We start from the raw sequence: 16,045 nt of genomic DNA, 5'->3' as shown, positions 1-16,045 counted from the left end.
AGATAATTGAAACAACAATTGGAAATGCGGTGAAAAGCAGCTTTTAAGATGCTGCCTCGGTTTCGCTGCCGTTGCTATCTGCAAAGATCGATTTCACACCGATCTCGGGCGGCTGGAATTCAGGCACCAATTGGCTGATCAGCTCCAGCGTTTTGGAAGTGTTTCGGTTGGTGGCACTGTCTTCGAGCGCATCAAAAACCTGCTTGATCAGGCCATAATCCACCACACGCGGGGCTGCCAAAAGCACCCCATCGGTCTCGGTCGGGACCGGTGGCTCGGAATCGTGGAAAAGCTCTTCATAAAGCTTCTCACCCGGGCGCAAACCGGTGACCTTGATTTCCACATCCTTGTCAGGCTGCAAGCCCGACAGCAGGATCATCTGTCGCGCCAGATCGATGATCTTAACCGGCCGCCCCATATCAAGGACGAAGATCTTCCCGCCCTCGGTCACCCCGTGGCGCCCCAGCTCAGCTGATTGCAAAACAAGCTCCACGGCCTCGGCGATCGTCATGAAGTAACGGGTGATACCTTCGTGGGTCACGGTTAGCGGGCCACCTGCCTCAAGCTGACGCTTGAACAGGGGCACAACAGATCCGGTAGAACCCAGAACATTGCCAAACCGCACAGTCACAAACCGTGTCGACCCACGCTGATCAAGCGGCAAGGTTTCCAGCGCCTGGCAATAACATTCCGCCAGACGTTTTGATGCGCCCATGACATTGGCGGGGTTCACCGCCTTGTCGGTTGAAATCAAAACCATTGTGCCAACACCAGCGGCACGGCAGGCCTCGGCCACATTGCGCGTCCCCAGTGTGTTGGTCAGAATGCCTTCATTGGGGTTGTGTTCGACCAGCGGGACATGTTTGTAGGCCGCGGCATGGAATACGATTTCGGGCTTGTAGAGATCAAAAACCTGACCGATGCGGGTTTGATCGCGAACATCACCAAGAATGCTTTCGCGCGGCAAATCGGGGTACTTTTCCGCCATCTCCATATCTATGGCATAAAGCTGAAATTCCCCTGCATCCAATAACGTCAGGCTGTCCGGACCATAGGATGCAATCTGACGCACCAGTTCCGAACCAATTGACCCGCCAGCGCCAGTCACCAGAACACGCTTGCCGGCAATCATTTCGCGCACACGATCGCGATCCAGTCTGGCCTGCGGGCGACCAAGCAAATCTTCAATCGCCACCGGGCGGATTTGCAGCGGATCGGCTAGGCCTTCGCGCAGATCGCCCAGCTTGGGCAGACGGGCCAATGTCATGCCATAGCGATCAGCAATCTCGACCCACTTGGCATTGTCTTCATGACGCAGTGCATCACCACTCAGCACCAATCGGCGCGGCAGGCCATGCCTGCCCTTTTGTAATTTCTGAATGACATCTTCAAGCTGATCGACGGTCGCCAGAACGTCAACACCATGCATGTTGCGACCAACCCGGCCCTGAGTCAGCGAAACGATGCCAATGACCTTGAACGGGGTATTAGCGGATCGTTCAGTTTCACGGATGAAGGCTTCTGCCTCGTCTCCCGCCCCAATCAACAAGACCGGAACACGTGCTGTTCCCTGACGCACCAGTGCACGTGCAGTCGATTTGTCCTTGGCAATCCGATAGGTCAGGCGTGCCCCGCCAAGCAAGGCCATCAGAAGGAACCACTGAATGATTGGTGCCGAACGTGGCATCCAGTCCAGACGTGCGGTCAGAAACAGAACTATAAAAAGAACCGCGACAGCAACCGATACGGCCTTGGCAATACGGATGACATCGTTGAGCGATGCATAGCGCCAAATGCCGCGATACAGACCGAAATACCAGAAGGACACGGCTGCGATCAGCGTGAAAATGCCCGACGAAAACAGAATATTTTGCGGCGCATAATAAACCACGCCATCCCCAACCCGCAGATACAAGGCTAACGGGAAGGAGATTGCCGCCATGATGATGTCATGGACAAAGGCAATATGGCTTCGCTGAAATGTTCGCAGCATGCGGTCCCTTACCGGCAGATTTCTGTTTTTATAAGGATATACCCGCTTGGCGACAGACGGATAAGGGTTTCTTTTCGCGCTCTGCTCACATCAAGTCAAGCAATGCACGTAATAGTCTGATCGATCAGGTGCCGCGTGTTTCGCGCACAGGCATCCGCACCATCATGCCAACCAGACCAAGCACAACGATCAGTGCTGCGATCACCCGCATCCAGTCCGGCGTATCACTCTGGGCAAAACAGACACCGATCAGAATAAGGTTGCTGACAAGGATCATGAGCGACACCCATGCATGCGAAAACCCACGCTGGGTGGCTTTCTGATAGAAATGTTCGCGATGGGCCTGCCAGATTTTCTCGCGCCGCAGAGCGCGTTTGATAAGGGTGAATGTTGCATCAAACAGATAATAGGATGGCAAAATCAGCGCGATGGTCCACGCCCCTTCGGAGGCGACCTTTAACAACAGCCATCCCAAAATAAAGCCAAGCGGGATTGATCCGACATCGCCAAGAAACAGCTTCGCCGGATGCCAGTTCCAGATCAGAAACCCGATCATGATCGCAAGAATGCCAAGCCCGATATAGCCAAGCCCGATGAATTGCGGCAACGGCACAAAAAGCGCGAGCACAAAAATCCCAAGGCCGATTGACCCGGCCTCGACCCCGGTAATCCCGTCAATCCCGTCCATGAAATTGAACAGATTGATGAACCACACCCAAGCCAACACCACCAACACGTGATCCAACCAGATCGGCACCAGTCCGCCAAGAACCGGTTTATCAAGCGCCAACATGCCAATGATTACGGCGACAAATTGCAGGGCAAACCGTTTGGCGGCAGACAGGTCATGACGATCATCAAGCCAACTGAGCAAACCAAGCCCCGCGCAAGCGGCCAGCATCAACCAGTCACCAATATCCGAAACACCGTTAAAGACAAAAACGACCGCAACCAGCACAATCAAAAGCGGCGTCACGGCAAGCCCGCCACCACGCGGGGTCGGTACAGCGTGACTGGAACGGTGATTTGGCATATCAAGGATCGCCTTTCGGCGCAGATAGTTCAGAACCACCCACGTCAGCAACATCGAGCCGATCAGAAAGATGCTTGCAAAGGTCGCAAGTCCGGCAAAAGTCATCGTTGGATCGCCCTTGTCCCTGTCCCCATCAGATTGATCCGTCTGGATTAGCCGGACCCATTCCCTATCGCAAGGCTTTTCAACCTGCCAGCCCCACCATCCTGCCACCATTCCCGACACAGCCGCACAGAGCAGCCATGCCACGCAAAACCATGCTTGATGCTTTACAGTTTGCCATGCTGGGCTTAACTACAGCACATAAACTAAAACCGGAGATATTCCTTTGGCAGAACGTCGTTCCCGTCCATCCCAGCGCAATGCCCCCCGCAAACAGGCGGTCGAGGCGCCCGATCCGCGCTTGCTTGCGCTTAAAACCCTGCAGGAATTGCGCGGCGGCGAAGTGACGTTGGACGAACTTCTGTCAAAGCATGGCTATGGCCTGCCGTCGCTTGATCGCAATTTCCTGCGTCAATTGCTTGGCACCACGCTGCGCCATCTGGGCGAAATTGATGCCGTACTTGCCCCGCGTTATCAACCACCACAGGACCGGGTCGCGGCGCGCTTGACCAACATCCTGCGGCTTGGTGTGGCGCAGCTGTTCTTTATGGATACGTCTGACTACGGTGCGGTTGACAGTACGGTCAATCTCGCGCGTGATGCGGGTTTGCATAAATACACCAAACTGATCAACGCCGTTCTGCGTGGCTTGCAGCGTGACGGCTTTGAATGGCCGGAAGGTGTCGAAGACTGGCAGCTCAACATCCCGGCATGGCTGCGCGGATCCTGGAAAAAGGCCTATGGGGCCGAGATCGCCCAAGGCATTGCCGAAGCAAGCCTTGGCCACGCGATGCTGGATCTGTCGATCAAGGATCGCAGCCAGACCGCCGAGTGGGCCGAAAAAATGGATGGTATCGTCCTGCCGACCGGATCGGTGCGGCTTGAACCGGGTCGACGCATCCGTGATCTGCCGGGCTACAAGGATGGTGACTGGTGGGTGCAGGACGCAGCAGCCGCCATTCCGGCAACTCTGTTTTCGGCCTACAAGGACAAAACCATCTATGACCTGTGCGCGGCACCGGGTGGCAAGACCATGCAGCTTGCATCCCTTGGTGCGAGTCCAATTGCGGTCGATAAATCCGAAGGTCGCCTGAAACGTGTGTTTGAAAACCTGGAGCGTGTATCGCTTGGTGCGGCTGTCGTAACCGGCGATGCCACCGATCTTGCACCTGATACGCCGCGCGCAGATGCCGTCCTGCTGGATGCGCCGTGTTCGGCCACCGGCACTATTCGCCGCCATCCGGACATTCTGCTGCGTCAGAATGACAAGCTGATGCAATCGCTTCTGCCTATTCAGACCAAGCTACTTAATCAGGCGGACAAACTTTTGAATGTCGGTGGCGAGCTGATTTATTGCACCTGTTCGCTGCAACCCGAAGAAGGCGAACATCAGGTCAAATCGTTCTTGGCGGATCATCCGAACTATGAACGCAAAGCCATCACCGCCGACGAACTGGGTGGCTGGGATGAGGCAATCAACGATGCGGGTGAATTGCGCATTCTTCCAATCCATATGGCCGATTTTGGCGGCATGGATGGATTTTTCTGTGCACGGCTTGTCAAAAAATCCTGATTTTCAGCCACAAAATCACGGTTTAACGCAGACAAGGCAGCCATGAGTCCCATTCGGGTGACATAGGGGGCAATCTGGGGTATGAAGGCCGCGCATTTCCCATATCCCGCATTGCTTCAGGACCTGTGACGCATGACCACGTCAAATATTAAAATTGCACCTTCGATCCTTTCGGCGGATTTCGCCCAGCTTGGCGTTGATGTCCGCGCTGTTGACGAAGCCGGTGCTGACTATATCCATATCGATGTGATGGATGGTCACTATGTACCAAACATCACCATTGGCCCGGATGTGGTCAAGGCGCTGCGCCCGCACAGTGACAAGGTGTTTGATGTGCATCTGATGATCGCACCGGTCGATCCTTATATCGAGGCATTCGCCAATGCCGGTTCTGACATCATCACCATCCACGCCGAAGCCGGCCCGCACCTGCATCGCTCGCTTCAATTGATCAAGTCACTGGGCAAAAAAGCCGGTGTCTCGCTCAACCCGTCGACCCCGGAAAGTGTCATTGAATATGTCATGGACATGGTTGATCTGGTTCTGGTCATGACCGTGAACCCGGGCTTTGGCGGCCAGAAATTCATTCCAAGCCAACTTGAGAAAATCAAACGCATCCGCAAGATGATTGATGCCACCGGCCGTGATATCGACCTTGAAGTCGATGGTGGCGTAAACCCGGAAATCGCCCCACAGGTGATCAAAGCCGGTGCGAACGTGCTGGTTGCAGGTTCCGCCACCTTCAAAGGCGGACCGTCTGAATATGCCAACAACATCAAGGCCATCCGCGGTGCATAATCTGCGACAGCGTTGATCGCCCAAACAAGAAAGGCCGGTGCATATCGCTCCGGCCTTTCTTATATCTGTCTCACACCCTGCACTCAGAAATCAATGCAGCGGCCCTTGTTTTCCCAATCGCCAAAGCGGGTCGGCTCCGGACCTTTGGGTCCGCCGATTTCGCGGGCCTTCGCTGCAGCTTCCTTTGCAGCCTTGGCTTCGGCAAGCGCATTAATCGCGTCCTGAGACAATTGTGGTGCGGCTTCTGCTCCCGCAATCTCGTCAGATGCCGTATTTGTTTCGGCCTGCGGCTCTGCCTTTTCCTTGGGTACTTCATGGATGACGGTTTCGCGGAACTTTCCGGCCATTCGTCTTCTCCTGCTTTGGGCACGGCCCGGTAAATCACATTTGCCAAAGAAATAACGTCCCCAACCGTGATCGGCAAGTCCGCTTGGCTTCGGGGCCAAGTGTCGACAAACCCAAATGATTTCAGGCCTTTGGAATCAAACAGGGAATCCTGATGTGGATGTCGACAAAAATTTGGGAAAACAGAGTCTTTCCCGGCACGCTCAAAGCCGCTATTCCAAGCATACGAGCAAAACAAGGAGAAACCATGCGTCCAATTCCCCAGCGTATCGCCGAAGAACTTTCGGTTCGCCCGGAACAGGTCATTGCCACCATCGAGATGCTCAATGAAGGCTCCACCGTTCCGTTCATCGCCCGTTACCGCAAGGAAAAAACCGGTGGGCTTGATGACACCCAACTTCGTACGCTGGAAGAACGCCTGCGCTATCTGACCGAGCTTGAAGAACGCCGCGCATCCGTGCTTGAGAGCATCCGCGAACAGGAAAAACTGACGCCGGAACTTGAGGCCGCAATCAACGAGGCAGACACCAAGACTCGCCTTGAAGATCTTTACCTGCCTTACAAGAAAAAGCGCCGCACCAAGGCCCAGATTGCCCGCGAGGCCGGGCTGGAGCCGCTGGCAGATAGCCTGTTTAACGACCCGACGCTGGATCCGGAAACCGAGGCGGCCAAATTTGTCGATGCCGAAAAAGGCATCGAAGACACCAAGGCCGCCCTTGATGGCGCGCGCCAGATCCTGATGGAACGCTTTGCCGAGGATGCCGACCTTGTTGCCAAACTGCGTGACCATCTGTGGAACGAAGGTGAAATCACCGCATCGGTGATCGAGGGCAAACAGGCCGAAGGTGCAAAATTCTCGGACTATTTCGAACATTCCGAAAAAATCAAAACCTGCCCGTCGCACCGTGCACTGGCGCTTTTCCGGGGTCGCAACGAAGATATCCTGCAACTGAAACTGACCCTTGGCAAAGAAGACGAAGACCGTCCGCGCAGCCAGCCGGGTCGGGCCGAGATGATGATTGCCGCCCATGTCGGTATTGCTGACAAGGGCCAGGCAGCGGATAAGTGGCTGATGGATACCGTGCGCTGGACCTGGCGCGTCAAACTGTCGCTGTCGATTGAGCTGGATCTGTTTGGCACGCTTCGTGACTCTGCCGAGGAAGGTGCGATCAAGGTCTTTGCCGATAACCTGAAAGACCTGTTGCTGGCGGCCCCCGCCGGGCAAAAGGCGACCATGGGTCTTGATCCGGGTGTGCGTACCGGGGTCAAAATTGCAGTGGTTGATGCCACCGGCAAGCTGGTCGATACCGCAACGGTTTATCCTTTCCAGCCGCGCAATGACGCCGAAGGCGCGATCAACACCATGGCTGCACTGGCGGCCCGCCATCAGATCGAACTGATCGCGATTGGCAATGGAACCTTTTCACGTGAAACCGACGAACTTGCCGGTCAGATGCTTAAACGCTTCCCGGCGCTTAAGGCCACCAAGGTCATCGTCAACGAAGCCGGTGCTTCGGTTTATTCCGCATCGCAGTTCGCAGCCGAAGAATTCCCCGACCTTGATGTTTCGCTTCGTGGTGCAGCCTCCATCGCACGCCGCCTGCAAGACCCGCTGGCAGAACTGGTGAAGATTGAACCGAAATCCATCGGTGTCGGCCAGTATCAGCATGACGTATCGGAAACCAAACTGGCCCGGTCGCTTGATGCCGTGGTTGAGGATTGCGTGAACGGTGTCGGGGTTGACCTTAACACCGCCTCCATCCCGCTTCTGACCCGTGTGGCTGGCCTGACCGAAACGCTGGCGCGCAATATCGTTGGTTATCGCGACTCCAATGGGGCGTTCCAGTCGCGTGCGGATCTTAAAAAGGTCGAGCGTCTTGGACCAAAGGCGTTCGAGCAGTGCGCGGGCTTCTTGCGTATTCGCGGCGCCAACAATCCGCTTGATGCATCGGCTGTGCACCCGGAAGCCTATCCGCTGGTCGAAAAGATCAGCGCCAAGGCCGCCAAGCCGTTGGCAGAACTGATCGGCGATTCGGCCTTTATCAAGACACTCCGCCCCGAAGATTTTGCCGATGACACATTTGGTGTCCCGACCATCCGCGACATCATCGCCGAGCTTGATAAGCCCGGCCGTGACCCGCGCCCGGAATTCAAGACCGCCAAATTCACCGAAGGTGTCAACGAGATCAAGGATCTGCGTACCGGCATGAAGCTTGAAGGTACCGTCACCAACGTCACCAATTTCGGCGCGTTCGTTGATATCGGCGTGCATCAGGATGGCCTTGTCCATATCTCGCAGCTGGCCGACAAGTTTGTCGAAGATCCCCGCCAGGTGGTCAAGGCAGGCCAGATCGTGTCGGTCACTGTTATGGAAGTCGACGCGCCGCGTAAACGTATCGGGCTTTCGATGAAATCTGCACCGGATTACGAAGGCACGCGTGAAAAACGCGCCGACAATCGCGGCGATGCACCGCGCGGCAACCGTCCGCAGCATTCATCAGGCCCGCGCCATCAGAGCGGCCAAAGCCGTGGCAATGCCCCTGGTAACGCTGGCGGCGATGGCGGTGCAATGGCCGCCGCACTCAAGGCCGCGATGGAACGTCGCAAGTAACCTATCAAAAAAAAGTCTTCGAAACGGCGGGATGGCATATACTATTCCGCCGTTTTTCTTTTGCCCAATCATGCCGATCGGATGAATTGACAGAAGACGGTTTAAAACCCATGTTGAGCACTCACCAAGGGGAGCCCCGACAAGGGGGCTGAGAAACTGCCGCGCAGTGACCCTTTGAACCTGATCCAGTTCATACTGGCGTAGGGACGGTGCGAACGCGGATTACGACGTTTTCCATCTTTCCGACTTCGAACTGGGTCTCCATACGCAAAGTTTCTGCAGTGGAGCCTCGACATGACGACCGAAATTTCCCAGACCGCGACTGAGCTTTTTGAACGCATGCGTGCCACCAATCCGTTGATTCAGTGCATCACCAATTATGTTGCGATGAACTACGCCGCCAATGTTTTACTGGCCGCTGGCGCCTCACCCGCGATGGTTCACACGCCTGAAGAATCCGGTGAATTTGCCGCGATTGCCGGGGCTCTCACGGTCAATATCGGCACTCTTTCGCCCAACTGGGTTGAAGGCATGATTGCCGCGGCCAAGGCGGCCAATAAAGCTGGCAAGCCCTGGGTACTTGATCCAGTGGCGCATTTTGCCACCGGGTATCGCCGCGATGCCGTGGCAGAGCTTTTGAAACTCAAACCCAGCGTCATTCGCGGCAACGCATCGGAAATCATTGCACTTGGCGGCGGTCAAAGTGCCGGTCAGGGTGTCGATAGCGGCGATCCGGTTGAGCAGGCCGAAGAAGCCGCACGCGGCCTTGCCATCGCACAAGGTGCCATTGTTGCGGTTACGGGTGAGGTTGATTTTGTCACTGATGGCAAACGATCCGTGCGCATTGCCGGTGGATCGGACCTGATGCCGAAAATCACCGCCACAGGCTGTTCGCTGACCGCACTTGTTGGCGCCTATCTTGCGGTTGCACCCGATCGGGCGTTTGAAGCCACCATTGCCGCCCTTGGCAATTTTGCCGTGGCGGGTGAAATCGCCGCCAAAACGGCAAACGGCCCAGCATCCTTCATGACCGCCTTTATCGATGGCCTGCATCGCCTTGATGGCGCGACTTATGCCAAGAACCTTCGGGTCAATGTTCAATGAAGTCGTTTGATCTATCGCTTTATCTCGTGCTTGATACCGATCTGTGTCGCGACCATTCGATGGTGGAAACCACGATGGCCGCGATTGCAGGCGGTGCCACCCTCATTCAGCTGCGCGATAAAAAGGCCGGGACCGAGGGCCTCATTCGCGTTGGTCGGGAATTGATGAAGGCGATGGAAGGCACCAACATACCACTGATCGTGAATGACGACATTGATGCCGCCATTGCCATTGGCGCACATGGCCTGCATGTCGGTCAGGATGATCTGCCATCGCAAATTGCCCGCGACCGCCTTGGCCCGGACAAAATCATCGGCCTGTCGATTGAAAGCGAAGATGTCGCGCAAAAGGTGGACCACACGATTGTCGATTATGTCGGCATCGGCCCGATATTTGCCACCGCGACCAAGCCCGACCATAAACCGGCAATCGGATTTGACGGGCTTGAAAAACTGGTGCGGATGGTCGGCCTGCCATCGGTTGCGATTGGCGGGCTTAAGGGTGAACACGCCCTGCCGGTTCTTGAAAGCGGTGCGAACGGTATTGCCGTTGTCTCGGCGATTTGTGGGCAGACTGATCCCGAACAGACCACCGCATATATCGCTAAAAAACTTAAATCAGCGCGGGCTTATCTGTCGCAGTAACCTTGGGCTTTCGCGGTTCAGATTTGCAATGATCAGGGCTGTTATGGGGCGCAAAACGCATGGCTGTTGCGCCCAAATAACAATGACCGGCACGGAAATGCCCCATTTGCGCCGTTAATTTTTCGGCTTCGTAGCGCAAGTTAGCAGGCATCAACCAAGAACAACCGCGCGAGGAAGCCATGCTGAGATCTCTGCGTAGTAAGCCGGTTGCCATTGCCCTGATTGGGCTTATGACGATCACGACAGCCGGGCTGGCTGCAATCAAGGTCGCACCCAAACCGACCACCGACAGCGTTACCATCCATTCCGAAATGGTCCGGGGTGAAGTGACCCTGCGCCACCCGGATGGCACCATCGCCATCAGGCGCGATTGCGTCCGGTTCCCGTGCAAAATTGACATCTCGTCGCTTGAACGCGGGGACTACGATGTCACACTGACAAATGGCGACGAAAGCCAGAAGATGGTAGGACTCTACAAAGAATAGGCATCCCGCCTGCGCCACGACCCAAACCGTTCAATTTTTTCCGGAAAATCCGGGAACGTTTTGATGGCCTGAATGTTCATCATATATCGAACCATTCAAAGGTAATGTGGCGATGCGTTGCATAAACGCTCGTGCGTGCTAGATAAAGTAGCACGGGTGTAACGACCCGGATGCGCCAGTCGGCCCTGCAACAAAGGTTTCCAAGATGTTGCACGGGATTTTCACTTTTATCGACGGCGAAAAAAGGGATATGTTGCGTTACCGCACAGATTAATAATGAAAGTCGAGGAACTGTATCATGGCATTTGAACTCCCAGCACTTCCGTATGCATATGACGCGCTTGCGCCGGTCATGTCTGCTGAAACCCTTGAGTTTCACCATGACAAACATCACAACGCCTATGTTGTGAACGGCAACAAGCTGCTCGAAGGTTCGGGCCTTGAAGGCAAGTCGCTTGAAGAAGTTGTTGTTGCATCTTACGGCGACGCTTCCAAAGCAGGCCTGTTCAACAACGCTGCTCAGCACTGGAACCACATTGAGTTCTGGCAGATGATGAAGGGCAATGGCGGCGGCGCCATCCCGGGTGAACTCGAAAAGAAAATCGTTGAAGATTTCGGCTCTGTCGATGCCTTCAAAGAAGCCTTCATTCAGGCTGGCGTAACCCAGTTCGGTTCTGGCTGGTGCTGGCTTGCGATGGACAAGTCCGGTAAACTGGTTGTCACCAAGACCCCGAACGCGGAAAACCCGCTTGTTCACGGTCAGACCCCGCTGCTCGGTTGTGATGTTTGGGAACACTCCTACTACATCGATTACCGCAACGCGCGTCCGGACTATGTCAAAGCCTTCCTCGACAGCCTGGTTAACTGGGAATATGTCGCAGAGCGCTTCTCCAAAGCTGGCTAATCAGCCGACGCTTTGAGACTGAATTACAAAAGCGGCCCCTTCGGGGGCCGCTTTTTTGTGCGCGCAACACAAACAAAGAAAAACCCCGCCAGCGAACCGGCGGGGTTTGGATCGAACATAATCAGACGCGTGATCAGATATCGAATTTGATGCCCTGAGCCAGCGGCAGCTCACGGGAGTAGTTGATGGTGTTGGTTGCGCGGCGCATGTAGCCTTTCCATGCGTCTGAACCGGATTCACGACCGCCACCGGTTTCTTTTTCACCACCGAAGGCACCACCGATTTCCGCACCGGACGGACCGATATTGACGTTGGCGATACCGCAATCGGACCCAACCGAGGACAGGAACAGTTCGGTTTCGCGCAGATCGGTCGAGAAGATGCACGACGACAGACCCTGCGGGACGTCATTCTGAAGCGCGATGGCTTCTTCAAGCGTCTCGTAGGTCATCACATACAGGATCGGTGCGAAGGTTTCGTGGCGCACGGTCTCGGTCTGGCCCGGCATTTCAACCACCGACGGGGTGACATAAAACGCGTTCGGATATTCCGATTCCAGGGTACGTTCGCCACCATGCACGGTGCCACCGTCTTTCTTGGCATTGGCAAGTGCGGCCTGCATGTTGGCAAAGGCTTCTTCGTCGATCAGCGGACCAACCAGAACACCATCGGCCAGCGGATCGCCAATTTTCACCGACTTGTAAGCCGCAATGATTTTCGGAAGAAGCTGATCCTTAACGTCCTTGTGAACGATCAGGCGACGAAGCGACGTGCAACGCTGACCACAGGTGCCAACAGCGGAGAACACAACCGCACGAACGGTCATATCCAGATCCGCCGACGGGGTCACGATCATGGCATTGTTCCCGCCAAGTTCAAGAATGGTACGGCCAAAGCGTTCGGCAACACGCGGGGCAACTTCGCGGCCCATGCGGGTAGAACCGGTGGCTGAAATCAGCGCGACGTCGCGGCTGTCGGTCATGATTTCACCGATTTCACGATCACCGACAACAACCTGATGCAGGTTGGCCGGTGCATCACCGAATTTGGCAATCGCCTTTTCGAGGATCTTCTGGCAGGCAAGGGCAGTAACCGGGGTTTTTTCCGACGGTTTCCAGATCACGGCATTGCCGCAAGCCAGTGCAAGCGCTGTGTTCCATGCCCACGGTGCGACCGGGAAGTTGAACGCGGTAATCAGGCCAACAACACCCAGCGGATGCCAGTTTTCCATCATTTTGTGGCCCGGGCGTTCGGACGCGATGGTCAGACCGTAAAGCTGGCGCGACAGACCAACTGCGAAGTCGCAGATGTCGATCATTTCCTGAACTTCGCCAAGACCTTCCTGATAGATCTTGCCGCATTCAAGCGACACCAGACGGCCCAGTGGTTCCTTGGCTGCGCGCAGTTCTTCACCCAGAAGACGGACCAGTTCGCCACGACGCGGACCGGGAACCTGACGCCATGCGCCAAATGCCTTTTTGGCGTTGCCGATAACATCGGTCATCTCGGCCGGGGTGGTTTCGGTGACACTTGCGAATTCCGAACCGTCAACCGGGGTCTGGACACTGAGGGTGCCATTGGCAATCTCTGCTTCGGACAGACCAAGTTCGGTCAGAATGGATTTGTAGCTCACAGTAAAACTCCCTTCGTTTTAAACTTTCCGGCGTGGATCACCGGCAAATTCGATCTCTGTTCGATCCCTAGAGGGCGTCGCTTTTAATCTCTGCCACCTTGGGCAGCAGCTTGGCGATGATGGCAAAGGCCTCATCAACCTGATCAAACGGAATAGTCAAAGGTGCCAGCAGGCGCACCACATTTGCGTGTTCACCGCTTGGCATTAACAATAGCCCGTTATCACGGGCCAGTTGCAACAAGCATTGCAGACGTTTGGGTGACGGTTTGCCGTTATCTGCAATCAATTCAAAGGCACGCATAGCGCCAATCCCGCGCATGTTGCCAATCACATGCCCACCGGGCAGATCGCGCAACCATGCGATATGGGTGGCGTATTTTTCACCAAGCTGCTTGGCACGGGCGGTAAGCTTGTCGGTTTTCAGAACCTCAAACACGCCGGTTGCTGCCGCGCACGCCACCGGATTGCCGGAATAAGTACCGCCAAGCCCACCCGGGGCCAGCGCATTCATGACATCCTCGGCACCGGTGATGGCGGCCAGCGGAAAGCCCCCGCCAATGCCCTTGCCCATAACAAGGATATCGGGCGAAACCCCGGCATGCTCAACGGCAAACATCTTGCCCGTCCGGGCAAAGCCGGACTGAATTTCATCGGCAATCAAAACCATGCCGTTTTCGTCACACATATGGCGTAGCGCGGTCAGGAATTCACCATCGGCGGCACGAAAACCACCTTCGCCCTGCACCAGTTCAATCACTACAGCCCCGACCGATGCCGGATCTGCGGAAACGGCAAACAGTTTGGCAATGGCGGCCATTGCATCATCAACCGATACACCGGTTTCCGGGCAAGGAAATGGCAGATGCCAAACCGGTCCCGGCAACGGGCCAAGCCCGGTCTTATAGGGTTTGGTTTTACCCGTCAGTGCCAGGGTGGCCAAGGTTCGACCATGAAAGCCGCCCTCAAACGCAATCACACCCGTGCGACCGGTAAAGGCGCGCGCAAGCTTCAGCGCATTTTCCATCGCCTCTGCCCCAGAATTGGTCAGCATGGATTTTGCCGGACCTTCAATCGGGCAGTTTTCAGCCAGCCATTCGGTCACCGCGACGTAGGGTTCGTGTGGCAACGCATTATAGCAGCTGTGGGTAAATCGTTCGCACTGGGCGGCAACGCGGTCCATCACAACCGGGTTGCGATGCCCGACAGTCAAAACACCGATCCCGCCGATGAAATCGATATAGCGTTTGCCATCGACATCCCATGCCTCGGCATTGAGCGCGCGATCAAGATAGACCGGATGCACATTGCGCACCCCGGCCGATACCGACGCGATTGCGCGCTCGCGCATCTGCGTGCTGTCTTGGGCTGGTTTGGTGTTTTCGTCACGGGGCATGTGGGGCTGCTCCGACCTTTTTGTTGATGGTTTAGATAACGTTCAGTTCAAGCACCGGCGCGTTGTCGCGAATGCGCTCATAGCCAAACACCGACAGATCAAGGGTTTCATAGCCGTTTGTTGCAATCAGTTCGGCAATACCACGACCGACCGCCGGGCTTTGTTGCAGGCCATGGCCCGAGAACCCGTTGGCAAAGATGAAGTTTTTGACGTCCGTGTGACGGCCCAAAATCGCGTTCTGATCCAGCAGGTTATAGGAATAATGACCCGCCCAGGCATTAACGACCTTGATCGCCTCAAACCGCTCACACCGCTCATACAGGCCGGGCCAGATGATGTCGTCAAACAGGCTGTGATCGACGTCAAAATCCCAGCATTCCGGATCACGATCCTTGGGCGGTGCGATGCCGGTAATAAAGAACTCGCCTTCCGGGCGGACATACAGACCACTTGGATCAATCAGCATCGGGCAGGATGCACTGATGTCTTCCGCGTCCCGGCAATTGAATACAAAGATGCAGCGTTTGCGTGGCTCGACCGGAATTTCAAGGCCGGCCATCCGTGCAACCTTTGATCCGCCGGTGCCCGCGGCATTCACAAGCTGGCCACAGCCAAAACGACGACCGTCCTTAAGAACCACACCCGTAACCTGATCACCATCCCGCATGACCTCGACGACTTCGCCGTCAATGTAATCAGCACCAAGGCGACGTGCCTGTTTGCGAAATGACTGCATCAGGCAATAGGCATCAAACCAGCCTTCGCCCGTGCGTCCCCAGCAACCGGCCGCCAGATCCGATGTGTTCATCCACGGATATTTCGCGGCAAGGTCATCGGGCTCCATCCAGACGATGTCACCACCAAATTCGGTTTGCGTTGCATGGTTCTGACGCAGGATATCGCGGCCCTGATCAGTGGCCAGAATGAGATAACCCTTTTCATGCAAGGCAATATCGACATCCGGGTCAAGATCGCGTTTCAGGTTGCGCAGGAACTGAATGCCATAGGCCGACATTTCAATATTGATCGGAGTCGAGAACTGCTGTCGGATCGACGCGGCTGAAAGCGCGGTCGAACAAAACTCATAGGTCGAGTCTTTTTCGATCACCAGAACCCGGCCGTTGAAATCATCTCGGCCTGTCAAATGCCATGCGATGGAACTGCCGATCACGGCACCACCGACGATGATCACATCATAATTTTCGTCAACAGAACCCATTCTTGCCTTCTACCCGATGCAATTTGTGGTCGTCCGGCCCTTGAAGGTCCGGTGTTTTGCAATGCTGCGCTGGGTACCGTCACCCGAATGAAAGGAATCTATCCTTCCAAAAAATTCCAAAGTAACAGCATTCCAGCGCGCCGGCCTTTCAGCCCAAGCACCTGATAGGGTGGCGCGAGGGGGCGTAGAACCATTTAAAATCCTATGT

The 16,045-nt window shown here is 55.6% G+C and carries 13 protein-coding genes and 1 riboswitch; of the genes, 7 read left to right on the top strand and 6 right to left on the bottom strand.

Annotated features, from left to right (window positions below):
* Positions 1–43: 43 nt before the first annotated feature.
* Positions 44–1,993, bottom strand: a complete 1,950-nt coding sequence (locus DY252_RS02385; protein ID WP_064787801.1) for a polysaccharide biosynthesis protein — start codon at positions 1,991–1,993, stop codon at positions 44–46.
* 124 nt (positions 1,994–2,117) lie between these two features.
* Positions 2,118–3,131: an MraY family glycosyltransferase gene (locus DY252_RS02380; protein WP_064787802.1), complete on the bottom strand. Its 1,014-nt coding sequence runs from the start codon at positions 3,129–3,131 to the stop codon at positions 2,118–2,120.
* Between the two features lie 223 nt (positions 3,132–3,354).
* On the opposite strand from DY252_RS02380, the gene DY252_RS02375 reads away from it, so the two are divergent.
* Together DY252_RS02375 and rpe are read left to right on the top strand one after the other, a co-directional pair.
* Positions 3,355–4,701: an RsmB/NOP family class I SAM-dependent RNA methyltransferase gene (locus tag DY252_RS02375; RefSeq protein ID WP_064787803.1), complete on the top strand. Its 1,347-nt coding sequence runs from the start codon at positions 3,355–3,357 to the stop codon at positions 4,699–4,701.
* A 132-nt stretch (positions 4,702–4,833) separates the two neighbouring features.
* Positions 4,834–5,499, top strand: a complete 666-nt coding sequence (gene rpe / locus DY252_RS02370; protein ID WP_064787804.1) for a ribulose-phosphate 3-epimerase — start codon at positions 4,834–4,836, stop codon at positions 5,497–5,499.
* A gap of 83 nt (positions 5,500–5,582) precedes the next feature.
* Here rpe and DY252_RS22220 read toward each other — a convergent pair whose 3' ends face one another.
* Positions 5,583–5,846: a DUF1674 domain-containing protein gene (locus tag DY252_RS22220; RefSeq protein ID WP_064787805.1), complete on the bottom strand. Its 264-nt coding sequence runs from the start codon at positions 5,844–5,846 to the stop codon at positions 5,583–5,585.
* Between the two features lie 245 nt (positions 5,847–6,091).
* Here DY252_RS22220 and DY252_RS02360 point away from each other — a divergent pair, with 245 nt between their 5' ends.
* The 5 genes from DY252_RS02360 (at position 6,092) to DY252_RS02340 (ending at position 11,592) form a co-directional block, all read left to right on the top strand.
* Entirely contained in the window at positions 6,092–8,455 is a 2,364-nt protein-coding gene (locus DY252_RS02360; protein WP_064787806.1) for a Tex family protein, read from the top strand.
* 117 nt (positions 8,456–8,572) lie between these two features.
* Positions 8,573–8,679: riboswitch (TPP riboswitch) on the top strand.
* A gap of 70 nt (positions 8,680–8,749) precedes the next feature.
* Positions 8,750–9,559, top strand: a complete 810-nt coding sequence (gene thiM / locus DY252_RS02355) for a hydroxyethylthiazole kinase (protein ID WP_064787807.1) — start codon at positions 8,750–8,752, stop codon at positions 9,557–9,559.
* Positions 9,556–10,203, top strand: a complete 648-nt coding sequence (gene thiE, locus DY252_RS02350) for a thiamine phosphate synthase (RefSeq protein ID WP_064787808.1) — start codon at positions 9,556–9,558, stop codon at positions 10,201–10,203. Before thiM ends, thiE begins: the two co-directional genes overlap by 4 nt.
* Before the next feature lie 179 nt (positions 10,204–10,382).
* Positions 10,383–10,688 carry a hypothetical protein gene (locus tag DY252_RS02345; protein WP_008888602.1) on the top strand — a complete coding sequence of 102 codons (306 nt, stop codon included), beginning with the start codon at positions 10,383–10,385 and terminating at the stop codon, positions 10,686–10,688.
* A gap of 298 nt (positions 10,689–10,986) precedes the next feature.
* Positions 10,987–11,592 carry a superoxide dismutase gene (locus DY252_RS02340; RefSeq protein ID WP_008888603.1) on the top strand — a complete coding sequence of 202 codons (606 nt, stop codon included), beginning with the start codon at positions 10,987–10,989 and terminating at the stop codon, positions 11,590–11,592.
* Between the two features lie 133 nt (positions 11,593–11,725).
* On the opposite strand, the gene amaB is transcribed toward DY252_RS02340, so the two are convergent.
* The 3 genes from amaB to DY252_RS02325 form a co-directional block, all read right to left on the bottom strand.
* On the bottom strand, positions 11,726–13,225 hold the full coding sequence (gene amaB, locus DY252_RS02335) for an L-piperidine-6-carboxylate dehydrogenase (protein ID WP_064787809.1): 1,500 nt from the start codon (positions 13,223–13,225) through the stop codon (positions 11,726–11,728).
* A gap of 67 nt (positions 13,226–13,292) precedes the next feature.
* A complete protein-coding gene (locus DY252_RS02330) occupies positions 13,293–14,618 on the bottom strand; it encodes an aspartate aminotransferase family protein (protein ID WP_082923359.1) in 1,326 nt (441 codons plus the stop codon).
* A 31-nt stretch (positions 14,619–14,649) separates the two neighbouring features.
* The gene (locus tag DY252_RS02325; protein ID WP_064787810.1) at positions 14,650–15,837 is read right to left on the bottom strand and encodes an NAD(P)/FAD-dependent oxidoreductase; all 1,188 of its coding nucleotides are present in this window, start codon (positions 15,835–15,837) and stop codon (positions 14,650–14,652) included.
* Positions 15,838–16,045 lie beyond the last annotated feature (208 nt).

Source organism: Thalassospira indica (genome assembly GCF_003403095.1).
Taxonomy (GTDB): Bacteria; Pseudomonadota; Alphaproteobacteria; order Rhodospirillales; family Thalassospiraceae; genus Thalassospira; species Thalassospira indica.
Note: the sequence above shows the minus strand (reverse complement) of the source record. Positions and strands in the feature narration are given on the sequence as shown.

What these genes read in the sequence shown, in the direction of transcription:
- rpe (WP_064787804.1), top strand. Translation starts at nt 4,834, where the DNA reads ATGACCACGTCAAATATTAAAATTGCACCTTCGATCCTTTCGGCGGAT.
- thiE (WP_064787808.1), top strand. Translation starts at nt 9,556, where the DNA reads ATGAAGTCGTTTGATCTATCGCTTTATCTCGTGCTTGATACCGATCTG.
- DY252_RS02330 (WP_082923359.1), bottom strand. Translation starts at nt 14,618, where the DNA reads ATGCCCCGTGACGAAAACACCAAACCAGCCCAAGACAGCACGCAGATG.
- DY252_RS02340 (WP_008888603.1), top strand. Translation starts at nt 10,987, where the DNA reads ATGGCATTTGAACTCCCAGCACTTCCGTATGCATATGACGCGCTTGCG.
- DY252_RS22220 (WP_064787805.1), bottom strand. Translation starts at nt 5,846, where the DNA reads ATGGCCGGAAAGTTCCGCGAAACCGTCATCCATGAAGTACCCAAGGAA.
- DY252_RS02345 (WP_008888602.1), top strand. Translation starts at nt 10,383, where the DNA reads ATGCTGAGATCTCTGCGTAGTAAGCCGGTTGCCATTGCCCTGATTGGG.
- DY252_RS02385 (WP_064787801.1), bottom strand. Translation starts at nt 1,993, where the DNA reads ATGCTGCGAACATTTCAGCGAAGCCATATTGCCTTTGTCCATGACATC.
- DY252_RS02325 (WP_064787810.1), bottom strand. Translation starts at nt 15,837, where the DNA reads ATGGGTTCTGTTGACGAAAATTATGATGTGATCATCGTCGGTGGTGCC.
- DY252_RS02360 (WP_064787806.1), top strand. Translation starts at nt 6,092, where the DNA reads ATGCGTCCAATTCCCCAGCGTATCGCCGAAGAACTTTCGGTTCGCCCG.
- DY252_RS02380 (WP_064787802.1), bottom strand. Translation starts at nt 3,131, where the DNA reads ATGACTTTTGCCGGACTTGCGACCTTTGCAAGCATCTTTCTGATCGGC.
- thiM (WP_064787807.1), top strand. Translation starts at nt 8,750, where the DNA reads ATGACGACCGAAATTTCCCAGACCGCGACTGAGCTTTTTGAACGCATG.